The following is a 25,041-nucleotide window of genomic DNA, read 5'->3' on the forward strand; positions in this document are numbered from 1 at the left end:
CCTATTGCAGGCGCCTGCGCCGGGTGTTGATCGAGATCAATCAAACCACCGAATCACTGTCATCGGCCTTCAGATGTTTGCGCCCGTCCTTGGCCCCGGCGACGGTCAAGACATCGGCTTCTGCTTCGGTGATGTAGGCGCGTTTGCCTTCGATTTCCACGAACGACATGGCTTTTTCGCTATCGGTCTCGACTGTCAACGTGTCGCAGATACGGATTTCCTCACCATGCTCGACGGTGAAAAAACACACTTTCTGCTCAGGGTTGGATTCATCGATTCGAACGGTCATGGCGGCAGTCCTTTCAAGTGAGGTCTGCACGTTAGGAAACGCAGCGCGCAGTTCGTTCTGCGCAACCGATTAATGGTCGCTGTTGTCCATCGCTTATCAATCCAATAACAAGGGAAGCACGATGGAAGACTGGTGGGATGAAGTGTGGGCCACGATGCAAGCCGAATTTGCCGACATCGGCGACGCCTCGCAAATGACCCGAATCACCGTACGCCTGCTGATGGCGGCGATTCTCGGCGGGATACTCGGATTTGAGCGCGAGCATAAAGGCAAGGCAGCGGGCGTGCGCACGCACATGCTGGTGGCGCTGGGCGCGGCGTTGTTTGTATTGGTGCCACAGACCTCGGGCGCAGAATCCGATGCGATGAGTCGGGTCTTGCAGGGCGTGATTGCCGGGATCGGCTTTCTCGGAGCCGGCACCATTCTGAAAAATCAGCAGGGCGACGAAGCCCATGTCAAAGGCCTGACCACGGCGGCGGGCTTATGGATGACGGCGGCGATCGGCGTGGCGGCGGGGCTGGGCAAGGAAGCGACGGCATTGCTCAGTACCATTCTGGCACTGGCGATCTTCAGCGTGATGCCTTACGTGGTGAGAGTGTTCGAGAAGGATGTCGACAAGAACGACCACCTCTGACTTCCCGCCGGCTGATGATCGTTGCCTGATCGTTCCCACGCTTCGCGTGGGAACGATCAGGGGGGCAGGGTCAGACGATCACTGGCGGCATCGTACTCGGTGGCTCTTCTTTCGGCGGTGGCGTGGTGCCGGGTGGCTCTTGCTCGGGCACCGGTGGCGGCTCGGTATCCGGCAGGGTGGGTTTGTCGATGTTCGGATCAGGCGTTTCCGCCGGGATCGGGATGTTCATCTGATGACCTCCGTATGGCACATGGCGTGGGACGTGCTTAAGTGAGTTGACCCGGCCACGGCAAATTCGATCCGCCGGTTTGTCTTGTTAATTTCATCTGAACTTTTCCCCGCGCCGGTTGCTCGGAACCTAAGTGAGTTCATGACAGGGCCGGCGCTTTGTCGCGAATACTGTTCCGGCACAAGAGCGTCCTTGGGGCGTTAAGGAGAGATGCTCAATGACTGCTGAAAGACCTTCAGAGCTGAGTTACAACCCGCACATGCCATTGTCGCAGGCGTTGCTGCTGCCTCGAATCGTCATCGAAAACACCATGCCGACCCTCGACGGCGGCCAGTTTGCCGTCAAGTCGGTTGCCGGACGCGAAGTGGTGGTGACCAGCAAAGTGTTTGCCGACGGCCATGACAAGCTCGCCGTACGCATCCGCTGGCGCGAAGAGGGCCAGGAAACCTGGCAGACCGAGGTCATGTCCGATCAGGGCAACAACACCTGGCAAGGCCAGTTCCGCCCCGAAGAGCAGGGGCGCTACCTGTATTGCATCGAAGCGTGGATCGACCATTTCGCCAGCTTCCAGTACGAACTGGAAAAGAAGCATAACGCTGCTGTGCCGGTTTCCCTGGAGCTGCAGGAAGGCCGGACCATGGTGCAACAGGCCGCCGAACGCAGCGAAGGTCAGCTCAGCGAGCAGCTTGCCGCGCTGCACCATGAATTGTCCGGCCTGCTCGAAACCGAGCAGGTTGCGCTGTTTCTGCACTCGCGCAGTGCAGAGCTGATGGCCCAGGCTGATCACCGCGCCTACCTCAGCATCAGCGCCGAATTCCCCATGGACGTCGAGCGCGAACTCGCCGAGTTCGCCAGTTGGTATGAGCTGTTTCCGCGCTCGATCACCGACGATCCTCAGCGTCACGGCACGTTCAACGACGTGCACTCGCGTCTGCCGATGATTCAGGACATGGGCTTCGACGTGTTGTACTTCACGCCGATTCACCCGATCGGCCGCGCCCACCGCAAGGGCCGCAACAATTCCCTGACTGCTGGCCCGGATGATCCCGGCAGCCCGTATGCGATTGGTAGCGAAGAGGGCGGCCACGAGGCGATTCACTCGCAGCTCGGCACCCGTGAAGATTTCCGCCGGCTGGTGGCTGCCGCCGCCGATCACGGCCTGGAAATCGCTCTCGATTTCGCCATCCAGTGCTCCCAGGACCATCCGTGGCTCAAGGAGCATCCGGGCTGGTTCAACTGGCGCCCGGACGGCACGATCAGATACGCCGAAAACCCGCCGAAGAAATACCAGGACATCGTCAACGTCGACTTCTATGCGCCGGATGCGATTCCGAGCCTTTGGGTCGAGTTGCGCGACATCGTCGTCGGCTGGGTCAAGGAAGGTGTGAAGATCTTCCGCGTCGACAACCCGCACACCAAACCGCTGCCGTTCTGGCAATGGCTGATCGCCGACGTTCGCACCCTGTATCCGGAAGTGATCTTCCTCGCCGAGGCTTTCACCACGCCGGCGATGATGGCGCGTCTGGGCAAGGTCGGTTATTCGCAGAGCTACACCTATTTCACCTGGCGCAATACCAAGGCCGAGCTGGCGGAATATTTCACCGAGCTGAATCAGTCGCCGTGGCGCGAATGCTACCGGCCGAATTTCTTCGTCAATACCCCGGACATCAACCCGGCGTTTTTGCATGAGTCGGGGCGTCCCGGTTTCCTCATCCGCGCTGCCTTGGCAACGATGGGCTCGGGCCTGTGGGGTATGTATTCCGGCTTCGAGTTATGCGAATCGGCGCCGGTGCCGGGCAAAGAGGAATACCTGGATTCGGAGAAATACGAAATCCGCGTCCGCGACTTCACCGCGCCGGGCAACATCATTGCCGAAATCGCCCAGCTCAACCGCATCCGCCGGCAGAACCCGGCGCTGCATACGCATCTGGGCCTGAAAATCTATAACGCCTGGAACGACAATATTCTGTTCTTCGGCAAGCGCAGCGCCGATGGCAGCAATTTCATTCTGGTCGCGGTCAGCCTCGATCCGCATAACGTGCAGGAAGCGAATTTCGAACTGCCGCTGTGGGAAATGGGCCTGCCGGACGATGCCACCACCCATGGCGAAGACTTGATGAACGGCCATCGCTGGGACTGGCACGGCAAATATCAGTTCATGCGCATCGATCCGGCGTATCAGCCGTTCGGGATTTGGCGGATCAGCGCTTCGTAACATTTGCACCGCCTCCGTGGCGAGGGGATTTATCCCCGTTGGGGCGCGCAGCGGCCCCTGTTTTCAAGCTGCACCGCGTTAACAATTTGCGACTGCTGCGCAGCCGAACGGGGATAAATCCCCTCGCGACAGGGGCTCACCAATGCGAGCCCCTCGGTGTATCAGAGAATTTTTCAGGAGTTCCACATGGCGAAGAAACCCAAGGCAGCCGCCTTCATCAAAGACCCGCTCTGGTACAAGGACGCGGTGATCTATCAGGTTCACGTCAAATCGTTTTTCGACTCCAACAATGACGGGATCGGTGACTTTCCCGGGCTTATCGCCAAACTCGATTACATTGCCGACCTCGGCGTCAACACCATCTGGCTATTGCCGTTCTATCCCTCGCCACGCCGCGACGACGGTTACGACATCGCCGAATACCGTGGCGTGCACAGCGACTACGGGACCATGGCCGACGCCAAGCGCTTCATTGCCGAAGCGCACAAGCGCGGGCTGCGGGTGATCACCGAGCTGGTCATCAACCACACCTCCGACCAGCACCCGTGGTTCCAGCGTGCGCGTAAAGCCAAGCCGGGTTCAGCGGCGCGGGATTTCTACGTGTGGTCCGATGACGATCAGAAATACGACGGCACGCGAATCATCTTTCTCGACACCGAAAAGTCCAACTGGACCTGGGATCCGGTCGCTGGCCAGTACTTCTGGCACCGCTTCTATTCGCACCAGCCGGATCTGAACTTCGACAACCCGCAAGTGATGAAAGCCGTGTTGTCGGTAATGCGTTACTGGCTCGACATGGGCATCGACGGCCTGCGCCTCGACGCGATTCCGTACCTGATCGAGCGCGACGGCACCAACAACGAAAACCTGCCCGAGACCCACGACGTCCTCAAGCAGATCCGTGCCGAGATCGACGCCAACTACCCCGATCGCATGCTGCTGGCCGAGGCCAATCAGTGGCCGGAAGACACCCAGCTGTATTTCGGTGACACCGACGCTGCTGGCGTCAATGGTGACGAATGCCACATGGCCTTCCACTTCCCGCTGATGCCGCGCATGTACATGGCGCTGGCGCAGGAAGATCGCTTCCCGATCACCGATATTCTGCGGCAAACTCCGGAAATTCCGGCGAATTGCCAGTGGGCAATTTTCCTGCGCAACCACGATGAACTGACCCTGGAAATGGTCACCGACCGCGAGCGCGATTACCTGTGGAACTACTACGCGGCTGACCGTCGCGCGCGGATCAACCTCGGTATTCGCCGTCGTCTCGCACCGTTGATGGAACGCGACCGTCGCCGCATCGAACTGCTCAACAGCCTGCTGCTGTCGATGCCCGGCACGCCGACGTTGTATTACGGCGACGAAATCGGCATGGGCGACAACATCTACCTCGGCGATCGCGATGGCGTGCGTACACCGATGCAGTGGTCAATCGACCGCAACGGCGGTTTCTCCCGCGCCGATCCGGCCAGTCTGGTACTGCCGCCGATCATGGACCCGCAGTATGGCTATCAGTCGGTCAACGTCGAAACCCAGTCCGGCGATCCGCATTCGCTGTTGAACTGGACGCGGCGCCTGCTGGCCGTGCGCAAGCAATCGAAAGCGTTCGGCCGTGGCACCTTGAAAATGCTCTCGCCGGCCAACCGTCGCGTGCTGGCTTATACCCGCGAATACACCGATGCCGACGGCAAGCACGAGATCATTCTGTGCGTGGCCAACGTCTCGCGAAGTGCGCAAGCAGTGGAGCTGGACCTGTCGGCGTACGTCGGCATGGTGCCGGTGGAAATGCTCGGCGGTAACGCGTTCCCGCCGATCGGTCAGTTGAATTTCCTCCTGACCCTGGCGCCGTACGGTTTCTATTGGTTTGCACTGGCGGCAGAAAACCAGATGCCGAGCTGGCACGTCGAGCCGGCGCAGAGCCTGCCGGACTTCACCACGCTGGTGCTGAAAAAGCGCATGGAAGAACTGCTCGAAGCGCCGTCACGTACGACGCTGGAGCAAAGCATCCTGCCGAGCTGGCTGCAGAATCGTCGCTGGTTTGCCGGCAAGGATGCGGCGATCGAGAAGGTCAATCTGGCTTACGGCGTGCGCTTCGGTGACGCCCAGCACCCAGTGCTGCTCAGCGAAATCGAAGTCACCAGTGGCGGCCAGACCAACCGTTATCAGCTGCCGTTCGGCTTCATTGGCGAAGACCATGTCGGCCCGCCGTTGCCGCAGCAATTGGCGCTGTCGCGTGTACGCCGTGTGCGTCAGGTTGGCCTGATCACCGATGCGTTCACCCTGGAAACCTTCGTCCGCGCCGTTCTGCAAGGCATGCAGAACAACACCGTACTGGAGTCGATCGAAGGCGAAATCCGCTTCGAACAGACAGATCATCTGGAAAAACTCGGCCTCGGCGCCGAGTCGGATGTGCGCTACCTGTCGGCCGAGCAATCGAACAGTTCAGTGGTAATCGGCAACAGTCTGGTGCTTAAGCTGATACGCAAAGTCGCTTCTGGCGTACACCCGGAACTGGAGATGAGCGCTTACCTGACCGAGGCCGGGTTTGCCAATATCTCTCCACTGCTCGGTTCGGTGATTCGCCGCGACGCGCAAGGCGAAGACAACTTGCTGATGATCGCCCAAGGCTATCTGAGCAATCAGGGCGACGCATGGGAATGGACGCAGAACAACCTGGAACGGGCGCTGCGCGATGAACTGGCCGACGCCATGTCCGAGCAGGAGCAGCATTACAACGCCCTCGGCGAGCTGAAGGACTTCGCCGGCATGCTTGGTCAGCGTCTGGGCGAGATGCATCAGGTGCTCGCTGCGCCAACCGATAACGCCGACTTTGCGCCGCAAGTGTCGTCGAGCAAGGACATGGCCGCGACGGGCAAGGACGTCACCGCCCAGGTCGAACACGCCCTGAAACTGCTCAAACAGCATCAAGGCGAGTTGAATGCGGCGGATCAGAAACTGGTCAAGCGTCTGCTCGACGAGAAGAAAACCATTCTTGCCCATGTGCAGGATCTGGCGAAGAAAGCCACCGGCGGCTTGCGCATTCGGGTGCATGGCGACTTGCATTTGGGCCAGGTGCTGGTGATCAAGGGCGACGCCTACTTGATCGACTTCGAGGGCGAACCGGCGCGGCCATTGAGCGAGCGTCGCGGTAAACACAGCCCGTACAAGGACGTCAGCGGCGTACTGCGTTCGTTCGATTACGCAGCGGCGATGACCATCAATGTGCATAACGTTGATAACAGCGTCGAAGCCGAAGCGGCGCGCAAACGGGTCGCCGAGCGTTATCTGCGTGAGGCACGCGAGGTATTTGTCCAGGCATACCGCGAGGCAGCAGCTAGTCTTGAGCATGCCTGGCAGGATCCCGAGGGTGCCGACGCCGCGCTGGCGTTGTTCGGCCTGGAAAAAGCCGCTTATGAAGTGGCTTACGAGGCAGAAAACCGCCCAACGTGGCTGCCCGTGCCTTTGCACGGCTTGTATGGATTATTGACAGGGCTTAAACCCTTTTCCGATCTTGGTGGAGAGTAGTCATGAGTTTCTCGAACAAGGAACAGGGTGTGGTCAAGGAAGCATTGTTACCCTCGGCGCGCGACATCGATGCTTTGGTGCGCGCCGAACATCAGGATCCGTTTTCCATTCTCGGCCCGCACGGCGATGGCGCCGGCGGGCAGTTCATCCGCGCCTATCTGCCCGGTGCGCTGAGTGTGGCAGTGCTGGACAAGGACAGCGGCGAAGAGCTTGGCCCGCTGGAGATGACCGAAACGCCGGGGCTGTTTGTCGGCCATTTCGACCAGGCGCGACCGTATCTGTTGCGCACACGTTGGGCCGGTGGCGAGCAGGTTGCCGAAGACCCGTACAGCTTCGGCCAGTTGCTCGGCGAGATGGATTTGTATCTGTTCGCCGAGGGTAACCACCGCGACCTCAGCGCCTGCCTCGGTGCGCAGCTGAAGACCGTTGATGGCGTGGACGGTGTGCGCTTTGCCGTGTGGGCACCGAATGCCCGCCGTGTATCGGTGGTCGGCGATTTCAACGTCTGGGACGGCCGTCGCCACCCGATGCGGCTGCGTCATCCGTCCGGTGTCTGGGAACTGTTCATCCCGCGTCTGCAAGCGGGGGAGTTGTATAAGTACGAAATCCTCGGCGCCCACGGCATTCTGCCGCTCAAGGCCGACCCGATGGCACTGGCCACCAGCCTGCCGCCGGACACCGCTTCGAAAGTTGCCTCGCCCCTGCAGATCGACTGGCAGGATCACGACTGGATGAATTCCCGTCAGGATCGCCAGCAGCGCTCCAAACCTCTGTCGATCTACGAGTTGCACGCCGGTTCCTGGCAGTGCGAGCTGGATGATCTCGGCGAGGTCGCGCGCCAGTACACCTGGCCGGAACTGGCCGAGCGCCTGATTCCTTATGTCAAAGAGCTGGGATTCACCCACATCGAACTGATGCCGATCATGGAGCACCCCTTCGGCGGTTCCTGGGGCTATCAGTTGCTTTCGCAATTCGCCCCGAGTGCGCGTTATGGCACGCCGGATCAGTTCGCCGAGTTCGTCAACGCCTGTCACCAGGCCGACATCGGGGTGATTCTCGACTGGGTACCGGCGCATTTCCCCACCGATACCCATGGTCTGGCGCAGTTCGACGGCACCGCGCTCTACGAATACGGCAACCCGCTGGAAGGCTTCCATCAGGATTGGGACACGCTGATCTACAACCTTGGTCGCACCGAAGTGCACGGTTACATGCTGGCCTCGGCGCTGCACTGGCTGAAACACTTCCATATCGACGGCCTGCGTGTCGATGCGGTGGCTTCGATGCTGTACCGCGACTATTCGCGCAAGGCTGGCGAATGGGTGCCGAACCGCCACGGCGGTCGGGAGAACCTGGAGGCCATCGACTTCCTGCGGCATTTGAACGACGTGGTTGAGCTGGAAGCGCCGGGTGCGCTGGTGATTGCCGAAGAGTCCACCGCATGGCCGGGCGTCAGCCAGAGCACCCAGCAGGGCGGTCTCGGGTTTGCCTACAAATGGAACATGGGCTGGATGCACGATTCGCTGCACTACATCCAGCAAGATCCGGTGTACCGCGCACATCACCACAACGAGTTGAGCTTTGGTCTGGTCTACGCTTGGTCGGAACGATTCATCCTGCCGATTTCCCACGACGAAGTGGTGCACGGCAAGCACTCGTTGATCGACAAGATGCCCGGCGATCGCTGGCAGAAGTTTGCCAATCTGCGCGCCTATCTGAGCTTCATGTGGACTCATCCGGGCAAAAAGCTTTTGTTCATGGGCTGCGAGTTCGGCCAATGGCGCGAGTGGAACCACGATCAGCAGCTGGACTGGTATCTGCTGCAGTATTCCGAGCACAAAGGCGTGCAGAAACTGGTTGGCGATCTCAACCGGCTGTATCGCGAAGAGCCGGCGCTGCACGATCAGGACGATGCGCCGCAGGGCTTCCAGTGGTTGATTGGCGACGATGCGATCAACAGCGTTTACGCGTGGTTGCGCTGGAGCAAGGATGGCTCGCCAGTGCTGGTGGTTGCCAACTTCACCCCGGTACCGCGCCAGGCGTATCGGGTCGGCGTGCCGTTTGCCGGGCGCTGGACCGAGCTGTTCAACAGTGACGCCGACATTTATGCCGGCTCCAACTATGGCAATGGCGGCGGAGCGTTGACCGAAGAAGTGCCAAGCCATGGTCAGTCGTTGTCGCTGGAACTGAATCTTCCGCCGTTGGCGGTGTTGATTCTCAAGCCGCAGGGCTGATCCAGGTACAGTAAAACTGTGGGAGCGGGCTTGCCCGCGATGAGGCCGTCACATTCAGCATCTTTGTTGACTGACACTCCGCCATCGCTGGCAAGCCAGCTCCCACAGGGTTTTTCACTGATCAACAGATCACCAACGCATCCGCACTCCTAGGCTGCCGATGATCCCGTTCAGATCATTGTCATCCACATCGCTGCTGTAATCGGCGCTCATGTACAGGCTTACCGCCGGTGTGACCCGCGCCACCAGTCCCAAGCCCAATTCCACTGTTGAAGACTTGCGGCTGCTGCTGATCTTGTCGACCTGATCGAGGGTCACCGTGCTGCCGGTGTACACCGTGTGCCAAAGGTTGGTGCGCACGTAGGGTTCAACAGGCAACCCGTTCAAGTCATAACTGCCTTTCAATCGCGCACCGACACGGCCACTCCACGCGGTCAGGTCGGTCGACGAGGCGTTGCCCGAGCCTGCATAAGGCGCGTCGAGGCTGATGCGCTGGTTGATCAGTTGCGCCTGTGGTTCGACCACCCAGTTGTCACTCAAGCCGATCGGGTAACCGCCTTCGACGGAAAAGGTCATTGCATTGCCTTCGGTGGCTTGCCGGTTACCTTGCGCGGTCCGACTGAAACCGCTGACCCGACCGCCACTGGCCGACAGGTCGACGTGCCAGCCCTGCGCGCCGACCAGGCTGTAATAGGCGCCAAGGCTCTGGCCTTGCAGGTTGAGGCTGTCAGTGTTGCGGTCGGCGAGGGCACGTCGGGTCAGCGAACCATCGGCATTCAGCTGGACCTGATTGTCGCCACCTATGAGACCAAGGGTCTGGGTAGTCCCGTTAGCGCTTTTCAACGTGACCACGGCCGGACCTTTGAACTCGCCACCGGCCATCGCATAGCCGGAAGACAGTGCGTCGGTCTGTGCTTGTCGAGCGCTTTTGCCGTACAGCTCGTCCCAGGCAGACGGGGCAAGATCTTCGGTGATCAGGCGCGAACTCTGCTGACTCAATGGCAGCGGTCCGGGCGTTATCACGGTCACTGGCAAGGTCATCACAGGGACATCGGCGCGATACCACGCGCGTTCATCCGCCGAAAATTCCGCATGCGCCTCCATGGACGAGCACAGCAACAGCGAACCTGACACTGTGCAAAAGGTGATTTTCAATTCATGTGGGGTCAGTGAAGTTTTCATGGAGGTCTACCTTGCAAGCGCATGCGTCATCTCGAGTTTGGCGTCTCTCCTACCCCGAACGAGGGGCGACCGAATAGAGCGGGGCGAACCGCGGCTGCTCGATTTCGCGAGTGCCGGAAGGTCAGCCCCAGTAGTGATTCCGGGGGTAGTAAGGTAGAGATAAGAAGAGCGATGCTCGCGCGTCAAGAAAATGCACGATGAATGGCGCGCTTAAATCAGCAACCGCAAGCGTTTGTTTTTCTGCACATAACTAAGTGCTTGTTTGCATGGAAAAACGCTTGCGAAGGGTGCATCGGACGGTTTTTTGCCGCCGACGAAAGGTCCTTCCGAGCGGTAATTGCCGGAACGACCTGTCATTAGATGGCTGTCAAAAATGCAGCTAGAGGTGCACCTCAACCGCCAAGGGAAGATGATCCGACAAATGCGTCCACGGCTTGTTGCCGAGAATCCTTGGATCGTGGCTGCTGGCATTGCGTAGGTAAATCCGGTCCAGGCGCAACAGCGGAAAACGCGCCGGATAGGTTTTCGCCGGGCGCCCATGATGACGTTCAAAAGCTTCGTGCAAATAGTCGCGACGGGCGAGGGCGGCGTTGCCCTGCAACTGCCAGTCATTGAAATCACCGGCAATGATCACCGGCGCATCGTCGGGCAGTGATTCAAGCAACTGGCAAAGCAGCTGCAACTGCAATTGCCGATGGCTTTCCAGCAGACTCAAATGCACACAGATCGCGTGCACCTCGGCATGCCCGGGCACATCAAGAATGCAGTGCAACAGGCCGCGCCGTTCAGGCCCGGTGATCGACACGTCGAGGTTGCGGTATTCGCGGATCGGGTATTTCGACAGCAGCGCGTTGCCGTGGTGGCCGTCGGGGTAAACGGCGTTGCGGCCGTAGGCAAAATCGCTCCACATACTGTCGGCGAGGAATTCGTATTGCGAGGTCTGCGGCCAGTCGTTGTAGCGACTCGAATGGCGTTCGTGTTCACCCACCACTTCCTGCAGAAACACCAGATCGGCCGAGGTACTGCGCATCGCTTCGCGCAGCTCCGGGAGAACGAACCGCCGATTCAGCGCGGTGAAGCCCTTGTGGGTGTTGACCGTGAGTACCCGCAGGCGATGAATGACTGGCGCGTCGACCACTTGACGCTTGGGATCGCTGGACACGTTCACTCCTCTGATTTGGGCCATGCCTGTTCATGCGACTGGTTTGAGGGGGTGGCAGTTCCTTCCGATGATTCACTGCTGGGCCAATGTGGGAGCGAGCCTGCTCGCGAAGACTTCATCACGTTCAATACATCTGACACATGACACACCGCTTTCGCGAGCAGGCTCGCTCCCACAGGTATTGTGAGCTTCCGCCGTTCAGAAGAAGACGATTTCATACGGCAAGCGCATCCGCTCCAGCAGCACCGGGGGCAGCAGCGGGGCGATGCCGATGGCCGGTTCGCCCTTGAGCTGGCTGGCGTAAGCGTGGGTGGCGTGGCTCTTGCGCGCTACGGTCCAGGTGTCGAGACGCAGCTTGCGCGCGCGTTCCCAGGGAATCATGCGCTGCTCGCGCTCCGGCCAGTGCCAGGCCCACACCGGCACATCGTGATAGGTCGCCCCGGCCTTTTGCGCCGCGTCGAAACTGGCGCGGCCGACCACTTCATGATCCGGCGGGCCATCCTTGCGCCAGGTACTGAACACTACGTCGCCCGGTCGCAGGTAGCGGCCGATGAACTCGGTGAGCTGGCTTTGCTGATCACTCAGTGCGTTGTCGGTAAAGCCGCCGCGCACCCACTTCAGGCTGTGCATGGGCAGGCCGAGGCGGCGCAGGGCTTCGACGCTTTCCTGCGGGCGGAATACACTCAGGCGTTGTTCCGACCATTGCCGCGAGCCGGGGTGGCTGGCGCTGCCGTCGGTAATCGAGAGCAATTGCAGGGGATGGCCAAGGCTGGAGAGCAATTGCAGCAAACCGCCGCAAGTGACCACTTCATCGCCCGGATGCGGGGCGATGACCACGGCGCGGGCGCCGGCGGGAACCAGGCTGTGGGTGTTGATGACGGGAATATTGTCGAGTTGCGGCGCGCTGTTCCAGATCTGTGCTGGCAGGCCGTGTTCGTTGAGCAATGACGATTTCATGAGTGCGACGTCCTTGTGGTAGCTCGCCCTCAGTCGTGAGCAGCCAACGCTGATCGCGGCCCGTGAAGGCAAATGAATAGCAACGGTGCAGTGCTCCAACCCTTGGATTACTGCGAGGCAGAGTATTGCTCAAGACAGCCGATTCGTCGCGTCACAGATCAATCTGATCCGTATTTTTTTATTCCAGCTGTGCCAGATTGCGCAGAAAGTCACCGAATCCGCCCTTGGCCCGACTGTCGAGACGGGCGCTGGTGTGCACTTGCGGGCGATGACTCCAGGCGATATTCGCACCGCTGCGCTCCAGCGCACGCACCAGTTGCACGTCCTCGTCACAGGTCAGCGGTTTGAAACCGCCGGCCAGGCGATAAGCCTCGGCGCTGACACCGAGGTTGGCGCCGTGAATGTGTCGATGGCCATCGCGGGCCTGATAATGGCGGTGATAGCGAATCTGCGCCGCTTCATCGATCGATTCGTGCCAGTGCTCGACGGTCACCGTGCCGCACACTGCGTCCGCCTCCAGTCCCAGTTGCGCCGCCAGCCAGTCATCGGCGACGCGGCTGTCGGCGTCAGTGCAGGCGATCCAGCGAGCACCGCGCTCGAGCAGCAGTCGCGCACCGGCGGCTCGGGCTTCGCCGACGTTGCGTGCGTCGATCTGCAGGCTCAGCACCGGATAAGCGCTGACAATCTGCGCCGAGGCGTCGCTGCAACTGTCGAGCACCACCAGTATTTCCACCGGCTCGCCGGCCAGTTGCCCATGCTGGCTGGCCCGCAGGGCGGCGCGCAGGCATTCATCAAGCAGCGCCTCTTCGTTGTGCGCCGGAATCACGATACCGATCAACGCAAGCCCTCCAGTGCCGCCACCGAGCGTGGCTCGCGGCTCCACAGTTCGAGAATGAAATCCGCTTCCTGATGCAGCACCAGACGCGGAAAAGCCAATTGATCGTGGATCTGATCGTGGACCTGACGTGCATTCAACGGGCAGCCCTCGATCGGCGGGCGCCAGTGGCAGGCCAGCAATTGTCCGTCGGCCGTCAATGACTCACTGATCCGGCGGATCATTTCTGTCAGATCTTTTTCGTCGAGGTAGTAGCCGATTTCGCTGAATACAATCAGGTCGAATTTTTCCTCCGGCCAGTCAGCCGGAAGGCGGCCCTGACGGACTTCGGCATGCTCGAACACACTCAAGCGAGTACGCGCCAGCTTCACTGCCGCGCTCGCCGTGTCGCAGCACAACAGGCGGTCGCAGCGCGGAGCCAGTTCTGCACTCAGTTCGCCGTTGGCGCAGCCCGGTTCGAACACCGACCTGTAGCGCGGACGGGGCAGGGCGGCGAGGGTGATCGCGCGTTTGCGCTGCTCGTACCAGCGCTGGCGGAACGCCCATGGATCGTCGTTGCCCGCGAACAAGCCGTCGAAATAGCGGTCATCGACGCTCACAGGAACACCACTTCAAAAGGTTGCAGCAAACGATCAAGCACATAGGGCGCAAGCACCGGCCCGAGCCCGACGTCGCGGTCGCCTTCCAACTGGCTGGCGAACGCGTGGGCCGCGTGGCGTTTGCGCGCGATGTGCGTGGGTGACAGAAGAATCTTGCGCGCGCGTTCCCATGGCACCGAGGCGTCTTCCGGGGTTGCCCAGTGCCAGGTCCAGACCGGAAGTTCATGGCAGGTCGCACCGACGCGTCGCGCCGCCTCGACACTGGCGCGGCCGACGGCCTCATGATCGCTGTGGCCGTCCTGGCGCCAGGTAGTGAAAACCACATCATTGGCGTGCAGATAACCGGCGATGAATTCGCTCAACCCGGTTTCCTGAGCCGCCACTTGGGTGTCGGTAAACCCGCCGCGCAGCCATTTCAGGCTGTGCATCGGCAAGCCGAGGCGGCGCAGAGCTTCGGCGGATTCCTGCGGTCGCACCACGCTCAAGCGTTCGACCGTCCAGCGTTGCGAGCCGGGGTGACTGGCGCTGCCATCGGTAACCGAGATCAATTGCAACGGCCGTCCGGCTGCCGCCAGCAACTGCATGATGCCGCCGCAACCGAGCACTTCGTCATCCGGATGCGGCGCGATGATCACCGCCCGCGAACCCAGCGGTACCAGGTCAAGAACGTCGATGGCGGGCAGTTCGGCCAGACGCCGCGAACCCTGCCATTGCTGCAGTGAAGTGCCCTGGCCGACGATCGGGTTGTCCTTCATAACGCCCAGACCTCGCAGGATTGACCGGCAATCCGCTGGCCCAGCGCAGCAAGGTCGCGCTCGGCGTGACTCTGGCGCAGAAACACCGGCAAGTCGGCACTCAGTCGCGCAAAATGCCGATCCTGACAAAACGGCCCGGCACCCAGCGCCCGCCCGACCTCACGCATGACCTGTTCGGCAGACTGTTCGACCACCGCGCGGGCGCGACGGGCCAGCAGTTCAGCGTCAGCCTCAGGCTGCGCATCGATTTGCAACGCGCTGAAGCGCAACACGTCGGCCGCCGCTTGCAGTGCTGTGTCAGTCGCACCGAGATGGGCGAGGGCGTGCGGTTCATCGCGTTGCGCGCAATGCTGACGCAGCCCTTCGGCAATCCGCCGTGAAGCGCCGTACCAGCAAGCCGCGATACCGATCCCGCCCTGCCAGAACCCCGGCCGTTGCAGGTAATCACCGGGGTTGCCAATGGCCTGCGCTTCGGCGTTTTCAAACAGCACTTCGACGCTGCCGGTGGCCGCCATGCCCACGGCTTGCCAGCCCTGATCGGTGATGGTCACACCGGGTTGATCGAGTGCGACTGCAACCAATTGCTGCTGATCATCAGCGTCCCACGCAGTGAGCAAGGCGTGGCTGAGCACCGCAGCGCCAGAACACCAGGCCTTGCGCCCGTTCAGCGTCACCATATGCCCGGCCGGCGTAACTTTTACCCGCGCCTGCGGCGGCTCGGCAGCCCACATGCCCCACGTGCTGCCTGGGGTTGGCGTACCGCCCAATTGCTCGATGATCGCCAGCGCATCCGTGTGGCCTTCATAGAGTTTGCACAGGCCTAAATCATGTCCGCCGACTTCCGAAAGACGCTGAAAGCGCTCCAGCGTGTGACCGCTGCCGGGCAACGGCAAGCGGTCGAGGCCGGCCTCGACCATCGCCCGCAGGCAACGGCCGAGGGCGTTGGTGTCGGCGTAATCTGGCGGACGGCGGGCCAGATAATGTTGAAAGTCCATATCAATCTTCTTCGTCACGTTGCAGTTCGAACAACAGCAATGAACGCCCGGTCACCGAATACTCGTGGCCGAATTCGAAGCGTTCCTGGCCGCGAATCGACGGCTGATTGGTGTCGATCATGCAGGTCCAGAAGCCACCATCCGGTACTTCCGGCAGGGTGAAGTTGACGATGTCATGGTGTGCGTTGACCACCAGCAGCAGCGTCGCGTCGGCGCCTTTGCGACGGATGCCGGTTTCCTGCGCGCGACCGTCGAGCAGCATGCCGAGGCAGCGATTGTGCGCATCGTGCCAGTGCTCGGTGGTCATTTCGGTGGCGTCTGGTGCCAGCCAGGTCACGTCCTTGACGCCGATATCTTCGTTGTACTCGCCGACCAGGAAGCGTCCACGACGCAGGATCGGATAAGTCAGGCGCAGCTTGATCAGGCGTTTGACGAACTTGAGCAGGGCCTTGCCGTCCTCGCTCAGGTCCCAGTTGACCCAGCCAATCTCGCTGTCCTGGCAATAGGCATTGTTGTTGCCGTCCTGCGTGCGCGCGAACTCGTCACCGGCGACGATCATCGGCGTACCTTGGGCCAGCAGCAGAGTGGCGAAGAAATTGCGCATCTGCCGGTGGCGCAGAGCGTTGATTTCCGGATCGTCGGTCGGGCCTTCGACGCCGTGGTTCCACGACAGGTTGTTGTTGCTGCCGTCCTGATTGTTCTCGTCGTTGGCTTCGTTGTGCTTGTCGTTGTAGGACACCAGATCGTTGAGGGTGAAACCGTCGTGGGCGGTGATGAAGTTCACCGACGAATACGGCCGGCGCCCACGCTGGTTGAACATCTCCCCGGAAGCGGTCATGCGGCTGGCGAAATCGGCGAGCTGGGCGTCGTCACCTTTCCAGAACGCACGCACGGTGTCGCGGAACTTGTCGTTCCACTCAACCCAGCCCGGCGGAAAGTTGCCGACCTGATAACCGCCGGGACCGCAGTCCCAGGGTTCGGCGATCATCTTCACCTGACGCAGCACCGGGTCCTGACGGCAAGCGACGAGGAAGCTGTGGCGCTCGTCAAAACCATCGTGATAACGGCCAAGAATGGTTGCCAGGTCGAAGCGGAAACCATCGACGTGCATCTCGCTGGCCCAATAGCGCAGGGAGTCAGTGACCATTTGCAGCACGCATGGGTGACTCAAGTCCAGGGTGTTACCGGTGCCGGAGTCGTTGATGTAGTAGCGCTTGTCGTCGGGCATCAAGCGGTAGTAGGAGGCGTTGTCGATACCGCGCATCGACAGAGTCGGGCCTTGCTCGTTGCCTTCGGCGGTGTGGTTGTAGACCACGTCGAGAATGACTTCGAGATTGGCATCGTGCAGGTGCGCGACCATTTCCTTGAATTCGGCAATCTTGCCGCTGGCCAGATAACGCGGGTCCGGGGCGAAGAACGCGATGCTGTTATAGCCCCAATAGTTGGTCATGCCCTTTTGCAGCAGATGCTGATCGTTGACGAAAGCATGGATCGGCAGCAGTTCGACAGACGAAACACCGAGCTTGCGAATGTGCTCAAGCACGTCGTCGACCATCAAGCCGCCAAAGGTGCCGCGCAGGTTTTCCGGCACCGAAGGATGACGCATGCTGATGCCGCGCACGTGGGTTTCGTAAATGATGGTCTTGTCCCACGGCACGCTGACACGATGGTCGTTGCCCCAGGTGTGGGCCGGGTCGATAACCTTGCACTTGGGCACGAACGGCGCACTGTCACGCTCGTCGAAACTGAGGTCAGCGTCGGGGTGGCCGATGGTGTAGCCAAACAGCGCTTCCGACCATTTCAGCTCGCCGACCAATTGTTTGGCGTAAGGGTCGATCAGCAGTTTGTTGTGGTTGAAACGGTGACCATTGGCCGGGTCATAAGGACCATAAACGCGGTAGCCGTAGATCAAGCCAGGATGCGCATCCGGCAGGTAGCCGTGGTAGATCTCATCGGTGTATTCCGGCAGCTCGATGCGTTCGAGTTCGACTTCGCCGGCATCGTCGAAAATGCACAGCTCAACCTTAGTGGCGTTGGCGGAAAACAGAGCAAAGTTCACCCCCAGACCATCCCAGGTCGCACCGAGCGGGAAGGGCAGGCCTTCACGGATTCTCGACGGCTCGGCGTGCGCAGCGGGTTCGGCTTTCTTTGGACGGGTCATGATTGCTCCTGCAAAAAAACGGGACAGTTCAGGCAATGAGATTTCCTGGTGGGAGCGAGCCTGCTCGCGAAAGCGTCGGTACATTCGACGTTTTCACCAACTGACCTAGCGCTTTCGCGAGCAGGCTCGCTCCCACAGGGTGGTGTGTTTTGCCCCAAGAAGGGCTTTCTTCGGGGCGCAAGAACCCCCTTGTGGCGAGCACGCTCGCCACACAGTCATTCAGTTCAAAAATGGATCGGGTCAGTTCGCCGGAGGCTTCTTCGCGGCTCGCGGCTTTTTTCTCGGCAGCCTTTTCGCCCGGCGGGACTACTTTGGCCGTGGCCGCAGGCTTGGCTTTCGCCGCTGGTTTGGCTTTGGCGGCTGCCGGTGTCTTGCCGTCGGTGCTTTTCGCTGTTGCCGCTGTAGTCTTGCCAGCCACTTTGCTGCCAGCCGCCTTGGGTGGCTTCTTGGGTGCCAGCGCTTCGGCCTCGGCCAACTTGCGCGCCATTTCCCAATGACGTTCTTCGTGGCCTTCAGGTTTCCCTTCCGACTCCCAGATCTGATAGGCGAATTCGCGAATGCGTTTATCGTCGGTGCTCATCGCAATGCTCCTGAACTGAACTCATGCTTGTGTTAAGTGTTGGATAAAGAGATTGACCGGGACATCCCCCAGCGCTTCGCTGACATTCAGCTCCCTGTTTTGTGTGACTACGCTGCTAGCAAAAAGTCCCTTCAGGTTTGCATCCGAAGCGGCAGACGGTAAAACCACCCGCGTATCGCCCCAGCGCAGCGCATCGACCTGCGGGATGGCACTGTTTTCCAGCAACGTTGCGCAACGCACCGGCACTACGACAATGGCCCGCGCGCCTTCGTGTTCACGCGCGAATGCCAAGACGTTGTGCGCCTGACTGCCCAGCACTTGCAGTGGCTGGTAATCGCCAAGGCGAAACAGCTCGCTGTGCTCCTTGCGCAGGTTCAGCACCTCACTGATCAGCGCCTGTTTGATGCGCCCGTCACGCCAGTCCTTAAGCAGCTCGGTACCCGGCACGGATGCCTGCAACGCTTGCTCGCGTGCGGCGTAATCCACCGGGCGGCGGTTGTCCGGGTCTACCAGACTGAAGTCCCAGTACTCGTTGCCCTGGTACAGATCCGGCACACCCGGCACGGTCATGCGCAGCAAGGTTTGCGCCAGCCCGTTGAGCGCGCCGGCAGCGGCGATGCTGTTGACGGTCTTGCTCAGCGCCGCGCGCAGCAATTCGCCTTCTTCGCCGGTCAGCAGTTTTTCCGTGAAGGCTTGCGCTGCGTTTTCATAGGCTTCATTCGGCGCGCTCCAGCTGCTTTGCAGCTTGGCTTCGCGCAGGGCTTTCTGTTGCCACTGCCAGATGCGCTTGGCGTAATCGGCGAAACCGGCCTCGTCGTCGTCCCGCAGATCCAGCGGCCAACTGCCGAGCAACGCCTGATACAGGATCAGTTCGTCGCCAGCGGAAGGCGCGTCATCTTCGATGCGCACGGGGCGGGCGAGGGCGCGCCACAGTTCGACCTGGTCGGCGTACCAATGGCTGCGCTCACTGAGTACGGCCAGCCGGGCGCGGGTGTCTTCACCGCGCTTGTGGTCATGGGTGGCGGTCGCGAGCAGGTTGTCAGGAAACTCGGCCATGCGCTGTTGATTGACTTCGTGGAACTCGCTGACCGGCGCACTGAACTGCTCGGTGTTGTAACCGACATCATTGCGCGACAGCAGCACCGCCGAGCGATACAGCGCGGTATCTTCCACGGCTTTGGCAGCTGCGGGCGAGGTCAGTTGCTGGAACCGCACGCAGGCATGCTTGAGGATCTTGCGCGAGCGCCCCCGTGGCTTGCGGCGCCATGGCGTGCCGCCAAGCCAGCTGGCGACCGAGTCGAGCACTGGCCAGTCAGCTTCGCTGAGGGTCTGCCGCGCACCGTCCATGGCGTGCAGGAAAATCGCTTCGTCCTGCTCGGAACGGCCCATCGCGCTGATGTAGGTGCGATAAACCGGGAAGTGCACGATCAACGCATGCAGCACGCGGCGAATCGCGCCCAGGGTCAGGTCGCGGGTCATCAAGTCATCACGTGCTACCTGATGCAGCGCCTGGGCAACACTTTCGAAGTCACTGGCCAGCGAACCATTGAGGATTTGCTGACGGGCCAGTTGCGCTTCTTCCATGAACGCTGCCGGGCGCTCGGTGCGGCGCTGCCAGAGTTCGCCGAGGACATGTTCGCCGTCCGGGTCGTGTTGCAGCAGCGACAGCTGATTCATGAACTCGTAACCGGTGGTGCCGTCGACGCTCCAGTCGCGGCGCAGGGTTTCGCCCTCGCCGAGGATCTTCTCGACATAGATCGGCAGATGACGTCCCGGTGCCAAGTGATCCAGACGCCGACGCAACTTGCGGCAGTAGCCACGCGGGTCGGCGAGGCCGTCGATGTGGTCGATGCGCAGGCCGTCGACCAGACCTTCTTCAACCAATTGGAAGATCTTGCCGTGGGTTGCTTCGAACACTGCCGGGCGCTCCACGCGCAGACCGCCAAGCTCATTGATGTCGAAGAAGCGCCGCCAGTTGATGTCGTCCGCCGCCGTGCGCCAACTGGCCAGGCGATAGCTTTGCCGCTCGAGCAACTCGTGGAGCTTGTGGAAGCCCTCGTCAGTGGTGGAATCGTATTGGGCGACATTGCTTTCGATGGTGGCCAGAACACGCGGATCGCTTGCCAGCTCTCGCAACTCCTGCTTCAGCGGGATCGCCAGCGAGTGAGCATCGGTCTGGTAACTGAGCGTACTGAAGCGATCTGCCAGCGATTTCAGCGTGTCGTCGGACTTGAGCAGCTCGCCATAGTTGTTCGGGCAGATCGGGAAGTGGTGGTCGTAATGCTCGACGTAAAAAGTCCCGGTCTGCGCGTTGAATTTGAGCTTGAGTGTGCCTTCCTGCAACGCCACCCCGTAGTCACTGCCAAGAAACGGCAGCAGCAATTGGCCTTCCATCAACGGGTCCGGCGAGTGCCACTGAATGTCGAAGAATTCGCCGTACGGACTCAGGCGTCCCCATTCCAGCAGGTCGAGCCACCACGGGTTGTCATTGCCGCCCACGGCCATGTGGTTGGACACGATGTCGAGAATCAGCCCCATGTTGTGTTCACGCAGGGTGCTGACCAGTTGGCGCAATGCCGGCTCGCCGCCCAGCTCAGGGTTGACCTGGGTCGGGTCGACCACGTCGTAGCCATGCATGGAACCGGCGCGCGCCGCCAGCAGGGGCGAGGCGTAGATATGGCTGATGCCGAGCCGGGCAAAGTACGGCACCAGTGGCACCGCTTGTTCGAGGGTAAAACCTTTATGAAATTGCAGGCGCAACGTGGCGCGCAGTGGCTGGATTTGCTGTTGATTCATTGGTCACGCTCAGAGGCTTGAAGGCGCGCGCAGGCCAGCAGTTCCAGGCGGCGGGCGGCATCGGGGCCGTCCAGCAACGCTTCGCTGGGACCGGGCAAACGTCGCGACCAGTTCGGATGTGAATCGGTGGTGCCAGGCAGATTCGGCTGTTCATCGATACCCAGGGCATCTTCCAGCGGCAGCAGCACCAGCGGCGCGCGGGTGTGGCCGAGGAAACGCACACTAGCATCGACCACTTGATCGGCTTCGTGGGACTCTTCGCGGAAGTTCTGTGGATCCTGACGCAGCGCATCGCGCAGGCCTTCGCGTTCACGCTCGCGATGCCGGCGCCAGTCGATTTCGCCGTTGGCATCGACCAGACCGAGGCGCGCGTTCCAGTCGATATCGCGGCCATGCCACCAGCCATTGAGTGTCGGCAGGTCATGGGTGCTGGTGGTGGCCAAGGCATCATCCGGCCAGTCGAGAATCGGTTTGAAGCGGGTATTGTCCTGTTCGAACAACAGCACGCGCATGCCCAGAATCGAGCGCGCGGCGAGCTTTTCCCGCAGGCCTTCCGGCACGGTGCCGAGGTCTTCGCCGAGCACGATGGCTTGATGCCGATGCGACTCGAGGGCCAGCAGACGCAGCATGTCGTCGAACGGATAATACAGATAGGCGCCATCGGCCGGGGCGGCGCCGTTGGGAATCACCCACAGGCGTTGCAGGCCCATGACATGGTCAATGCGCAGGCCTCCGGCGTGGGCGAAGTTGGCGCGCAGCATCTCGATGAAGGCACGGAAACCGTTGCGGATCAGCCCTTCCGGCGAGAACGCGGAAATGCCCCAACCCTGGCCGCTGCGATTGAGGATGTCCGGTGGCGCGCCGACGGTCAGCGAGGCGAGCAATTCATCCTGGAAACTCCAGGCCTGACTGCCGGCACCGTCAGCACCGACGGCGAGGTCGGCGATCAGGCCAATGCCCATGCCGGCGCTGCGCGCGGCAGATTGCACGCGCTCGAGGCAGCGATGGATCAGCCATTGGCAGAAGGCGAAATAACCGATGCGCTCGGCATATTCTTCGGCAAAAGCGCCCAGCGCCGCGCCGCGCGGGTCGTGCCAGTGCTCCGGCCATTCGCGCCAGTCGAGGCTTTCGCCACGGGCGGCGCGCATTTCCTGAATGGCTTCGAAGCGGCAATGGTTCTCCAGCGCTTCGCCACCGGCATGCCGGAAGCTGGCGAAGTCGGCGTGCAGCGGATGCTCGCCAGCGACGAAACCGTCATATAAGGCTTGCAGCAGTTTCTGCTTGGCTTGTGCGGCGGCAGGCCAGTCGATCAGCTTGAGATTTTCCAACTGGTCGAACTGCGCGGCCAGGCCACTGGCATCGATTGCGTCACGCAATGCGCGCTCGCCGAGAATGCTGCCCGGCGCTGCGTACAGTGAATTGAGAAACAAGCGGCTGGACGGCGAATAGGGGCTATAGCGGCCATTGTCTGAGCTGAACATCGCGTGCATCGGGCTGATCGCCAGTGCATCGGCGCCACGTTCACCCGCTACACGAACCAATTCCTCCAGCGCCTGGGTGTCGCCAAAACCACCGTCACCCGGACGGCGCAGCGAATACAATTGGGCGCTCAGACCCCAGGCGCGCGGGATCGGGCTATCGACCGCATCGCCAACGCTGAAACAACGCTCAGGCGCCACAGCGAGAGTGAAATACTGATCGCCGATGTGCACTTGCTGGTAACCGACCGGAATCAAGCCGGGCAACATGGCTTCGTTGTCCAGCTTGAGGTTCATCTGCGAGCCGTCTTCAAGATGAATCTCGCAGGGCGTCTCCGGTGTGAAGTAGCGACTCAGGTCGAGGGCAACGCCAACGTCGCAGGTCAGCAGGGGCGGCAGATGGCGGTCTTGCTGGACTTCTTGCAGTTGCAACAGGCTGGCATCGATTTCTTGCGCGGTGCTGGCGGGGTGGCCGAGTCCGACCAGGACATTGCGCAACACAGCGGGAGCGACTTTTTGCTGACGCCCGTTGGCGTCGATCCAGTCGACGGCAAGGCCGGCTCGACTGGCGAGTATTTCCAGTTGCGCATCGCTCATAGGCGCTCTCCATCCAGGGGGTGCAAAAGGGGTGCGGCCGTGAGGCTGACGAGCGCGGTGTACGCCGGCAGTTGGTTCGGGTCCGACAGTTCGATCGCCGCTGGCTGTTGAAACAGCCACTCGGTATCGGTCTGTGCAGGGTTGACCACTGGCGTGTCACTGAGGTTCAGGTCAATTCGCAGCTCACTGCCGTTGCCCAGCCGCCAGCGCGCACTGACCGCTCCATAGCCGAGCATTTGCGCGCCCAGAGCCTGGGTCCCGGAGAGATGGGGAATGATGTACTGATGGCGCAACTTCAGCAGTTGCCGGTAGAGCTCATGGGTCTGCTGTTGCAATGGCGTGCCGCTCCCGGACAGTCGCGGCTGCGAAGCGTGGAAGGTGCTTTCGGCATTTGGATCAGGGATCTGTTCGCGCTTGTGCGGATCGGTAAAGGCACTGAATGCGGCGAACTCGTTGCGCCGACCTTCACGCACCAGTTCCGCCAGTTCACCGTGATGGCTGGTGAAAAACAGGAACGGTTGCTCGGCGGCAAACTCGTCGCCCATGAACATCAGCGGAATCATCGGCGACAGCAGCAACAACACTGTAGCCGCCTGCACCGCACGCGGGTCGGCAAGCTGATGCAGACGTTCGCCAAACGCGCGGTTGCCGATCTGGTCATGGTTCTGCAGGAACAACACGAAAGCGGTGGAGGGCAGATGTTCGCTCGGCTCGCCCCGAGGTTCGCCATGGCGCGTGATGTGGCCCTGGAATACGAAGCCCTGACTCAGGCAGCGCACCAGTTGCTCGGTGGGCTGCGCGGCATAGTCGGCGTAATAGGCGTCAGTTTCGCCGGTCAGCAGCACATGCAACGCGTTATGACCGTCATCGTTCCATTGCGCGTCGTAATCGTTTTCCAGCAGGCTCGACTGGTTCAGCTCGTTTTCGACGGTCAGCCAGACGTGGCGGGTCGGGTCGATCTGCTGGCGAATGCGCCGGGCCAGATCGCTGAGGAAATCCGGGTCTTCAATCGCGTGCACCGCATCCAGACGCAGGCCGTCGAAACGGTATTCGAGCAGCCACATCAGTGCATTCTCAATGAAGAACTCGCGCACTTCCGGGCGGCGGAAATCGATCGCTGCGCCCCATGGCGTGTGCTTGTCCTCGCGGAAAAAGCCTTTGGCGTAACGATGCAGATAGTTGCCGTCGGGGCCGAAGTGGTTGTAGACCACGTCGAGAATCACCGCCAGGCCATGGCCGTGGGCGGTGTCGATCAGGTGTTTGAGTTGTTCGGGGGTGCCGTAGGAGGCTTGAGGTGCATAGGGCAACACCCCGTCGTAACCCCAGTTGCGATCACCGGGAAATTGCGCCAGCGGCATCAGTTCGATCGCGGTGATGCCCAGCGCCACCAGCCGCGCCATATGCTGTTCGACTTCGGCAAATCCACCGAGCGCACCGACGTGCATCTCGTAAATCACCGCTTCGCTCCACGGCCGACCATTCCAGGTCGTGTGCCGCCATTGATAGGCATGGGGGTCGACCACCACGCTGTGGCGGTCAAGGTCACCATCCTGCGCTCTGGAGGCCGGGTCCGGCACCTCCAGTTCGCCATCGATGCAGTAACGGTAGCGACTGCCCGCCGGGCAATTGGCCTTGATTACAAACCAACCGTCGCCCTGGGGCAGCATGGGCAACGATTTTCCATCTTCCAGTTCCACACTGACGTAGAACGCGTCAGGCGCCCACAACGCAAATTGCGTGTGCTCGGCATCCAGCATGATCGCGCCGTGGGGCCAGGTTTCTTGGGTCCTTGACGGCATTTTCTGCAACTCCCTG

At 61.1% G+C, this 25,041-nt stretch carries 17 protein-coding genes and 1 pseudogene; 4 read left to right on the top strand and 14 right to left on the bottom strand.

Annotated elements, in window-relative coordinates:
• Nucleotides 1-40: 40 nt before the first annotated feature.
• Entirely contained in the window at nucleotides 41-289 is a 249-nt protein-coding gene (locus AB4N85_RS08115; protein WP_056785796.1) for a DUF3203 family protein, read from the bottom strand.
• Between the two features lie 121 nt (nucleotides 290-410).
• On the opposite strand from AB4N85_RS08115, the gene AB4N85_RS08120 reads away from it, so the two are divergent.
• Complete coding sequence (locus AB4N85_RS08120) at nucleotides 411-923, top strand: MgtC/SapB family protein (protein WP_056785798.1); 513 nt, start codon at nucleotides 411-413, stop codon at nucleotides 921-923.
• 70 nt (nucleotides 924-993) lie between these two features.
• On the opposite strand, the gene AB4N85_RS08125 is transcribed toward AB4N85_RS08120, so the two are convergent.
• A complete protein-coding gene (locus AB4N85_RS08125; RefSeq protein ID WP_162999838.1) occupies nucleotides 994-1,152 on the bottom strand; it encodes a hypothetical protein in 159 nt (52 codons plus the stop codon).
• Nucleotides 1,153-1,369: 217 nt separating this feature from the next.
• Here AB4N85_RS08125 and AB4N85_RS08130 point away from each other — a divergent pair, with 217 nt between their 5' ends.
• From AB4N85_RS08130 to glgB, 3 genes are all read left to right on the top strand, one after another.
• Nucleotides 1,370-3,367 (top strand): alpha-1,4-glucan--maltose-1-phosphate maltosyltransferase, encoded by a 1,998-nt coding sequence (locus AB4N85_RS08130; protein WP_252869487.1) that lies wholly within the window; start codon nucleotides 1,370-1,372, stop codon nucleotides 3,365-3,367.
• A 186-nt stretch (nucleotides 3,368-3,553) separates the two neighbouring features.
• Nucleotides 3,554-6,895 carry a maltose alpha-D-glucosyltransferase gene (gene treS / locus AB4N85_RS08135; RefSeq protein ID WP_460067664.1) on the top strand — a complete coding sequence of 1,114 codons (3,342 nt, stop codon included), beginning with the start codon at nucleotides 3,554-3,556 and terminating at the stop codon, nucleotides 6,893-6,895.
• 2 nt (nucleotides 6,896-6,897) lie between these two features.
• On the top strand, nucleotides 6,898-9,129 hold the full coding sequence (gene glgB / locus AB4N85_RS08140) for a 1,4-alpha-glucan branching protein GlgB (RefSeq protein WP_041480990.1): 2,232 nt from the start codon (nucleotides 6,898-6,900) through the stop codon (nucleotides 9,127-9,129).
• Between the two features lie 129 nt (nucleotides 9,130-9,258).
• Here glgB and AB4N85_RS08145 read toward each other — a convergent pair whose 3' ends face one another.
• From AB4N85_RS08145 to treZ, 12 genes and pseudogenes are all read right to left on the bottom strand, one after another.
• The gene (locus AB4N85_RS08145) at nucleotides 9,259-10,311 is read right to left on the bottom strand and encodes an autotransporter domain-containing protein (protein WP_252869489.1); all 1,053 of its coding nucleotides are present in this window, start codon (nucleotides 10,309-10,311) and stop codon (nucleotides 9,259-9,261) included.
• Nucleotides 10,312-10,690: 379 nt separating this feature from the next.
• Nucleotides 10,691-11,473 (bottom strand): endonuclease/exonuclease/phosphatase family protein, encoded by a 783-nt coding sequence (locus AB4N85_RS08150; RefSeq protein WP_056786852.1) that lies wholly within the window; start codon nucleotides 11,471-11,473, stop codon nucleotides 10,691-10,693.
• A 198-nt stretch (nucleotides 11,474-11,671) separates the two neighbouring features.
• Nucleotides 11,672-12,430, bottom strand: coding sequence for a PIG-L deacetylase family protein (locus AB4N85_RS08155; protein ID WP_130912937.1), 759 nt, complete (start codon nucleotides 12,428-12,430; stop codon nucleotides 11,672-11,674).
• A gap of 178 nt (nucleotides 12,431-12,608) precedes the next feature.
• Nucleotides 12,609-13,268, bottom strand: coding sequence for a glycosyltransferase family 2 protein (locus AB4N85_RS08160; protein ID WP_095179947.1), 660 nt, complete (start codon nucleotides 13,266-13,268; stop codon nucleotides 12,609-12,611).
• Nucleotides 13,265-13,864 carry an SAM-dependent methyltransferase gene (locus AB4N85_RS08165; RefSeq protein WP_252869490.1) on the bottom strand — a complete coding sequence of 200 codons (600 nt, stop codon included), beginning with the start codon at nucleotides 13,862-13,864 and terminating at the stop codon, nucleotides 13,265-13,267. Before AB4N85_RS08165 ends, AB4N85_RS08160 begins: the two co-directional genes overlap by 4 nt.
• Nucleotides 13,861-14,619 carry a PIG-L deacetylase family protein gene (locus AB4N85_RS08170; RefSeq protein ID WP_150635385.1) on the bottom strand — a complete coding sequence of 253 codons (759 nt, stop codon included), beginning with the start codon at nucleotides 14,617-14,619 and terminating at the stop codon, nucleotides 13,861-13,863. Before AB4N85_RS08170 ends, AB4N85_RS08165 begins: the two co-directional genes overlap by 4 nt.
• The gene (locus tag AB4N85_RS08175) at nucleotides 14,616-15,614 is read right to left on the bottom strand and encodes an acyl-CoA dehydrogenase family protein (RefSeq protein WP_041480984.1); all 999 of its coding nucleotides are present in this window, start codon (nucleotides 15,612-15,614) and stop codon (nucleotides 14,616-14,618) included. The genes AB4N85_RS08170 and AB4N85_RS08175 overlap by 4 nt, the downstream gene beginning before the upstream one ends.
• 1 nt (nucleotide 15,615) lies before the next feature.
• Nucleotides 15,616-17,775 carry a glycogen debranching protein GlgX gene (gene glgX, locus AB4N85_RS08180; RefSeq protein WP_041480983.1) on the bottom strand — a complete coding sequence of 720 codons (2,160 nt, stop codon included), beginning with the start codon at nucleotides 17,773-17,775 and terminating at the stop codon, nucleotides 15,616-15,618.
• 240 nt (nucleotides 17,776-18,015) lie between these two features.
• Nucleotides 18,016-18,355 (bottom strand): annotated as a pseudogene (locus AB4N85_RS08185) (DUF2934 domain-containing protein).
• A 21-nt stretch (nucleotides 18,356-18,376) separates the two neighbouring features.
• On the bottom strand, nucleotides 18,377-21,151 hold the full coding sequence (locus AB4N85_RS08190) for a malto-oligosyltrehalose synthase (RefSeq protein ID WP_460067669.1): 2,775 nt from the start codon (nucleotides 21,149-21,151) through the stop codon (nucleotides 18,377-18,379).
• A complete protein-coding gene (gene malQ, locus AB4N85_RS08195; protein ID WP_041480980.1) occupies nucleotides 21,148-23,226 on the bottom strand; it encodes a 4-alpha-glucanotransferase in 2,079 nt (692 codons plus the stop codon). The genes AB4N85_RS08190 and malQ overlap by 4 nt, the downstream gene beginning before the upstream one ends.
• Entirely contained in the window at nucleotides 23,223-25,025 is a 1,803-nt protein-coding gene (gene treZ, locus AB4N85_RS08200) for a malto-oligosyltrehalose trehalohydrolase (RefSeq protein ID WP_460067671.1), read from the bottom strand. Before treZ ends, malQ begins: the two co-directional genes overlap by 4 nt.
• Nucleotides 25,026-25,041 lie beyond the last annotated feature (16 nt).

This window comes from Pseudomonas sp. H1_G08 (assembly GCF_054681355.1).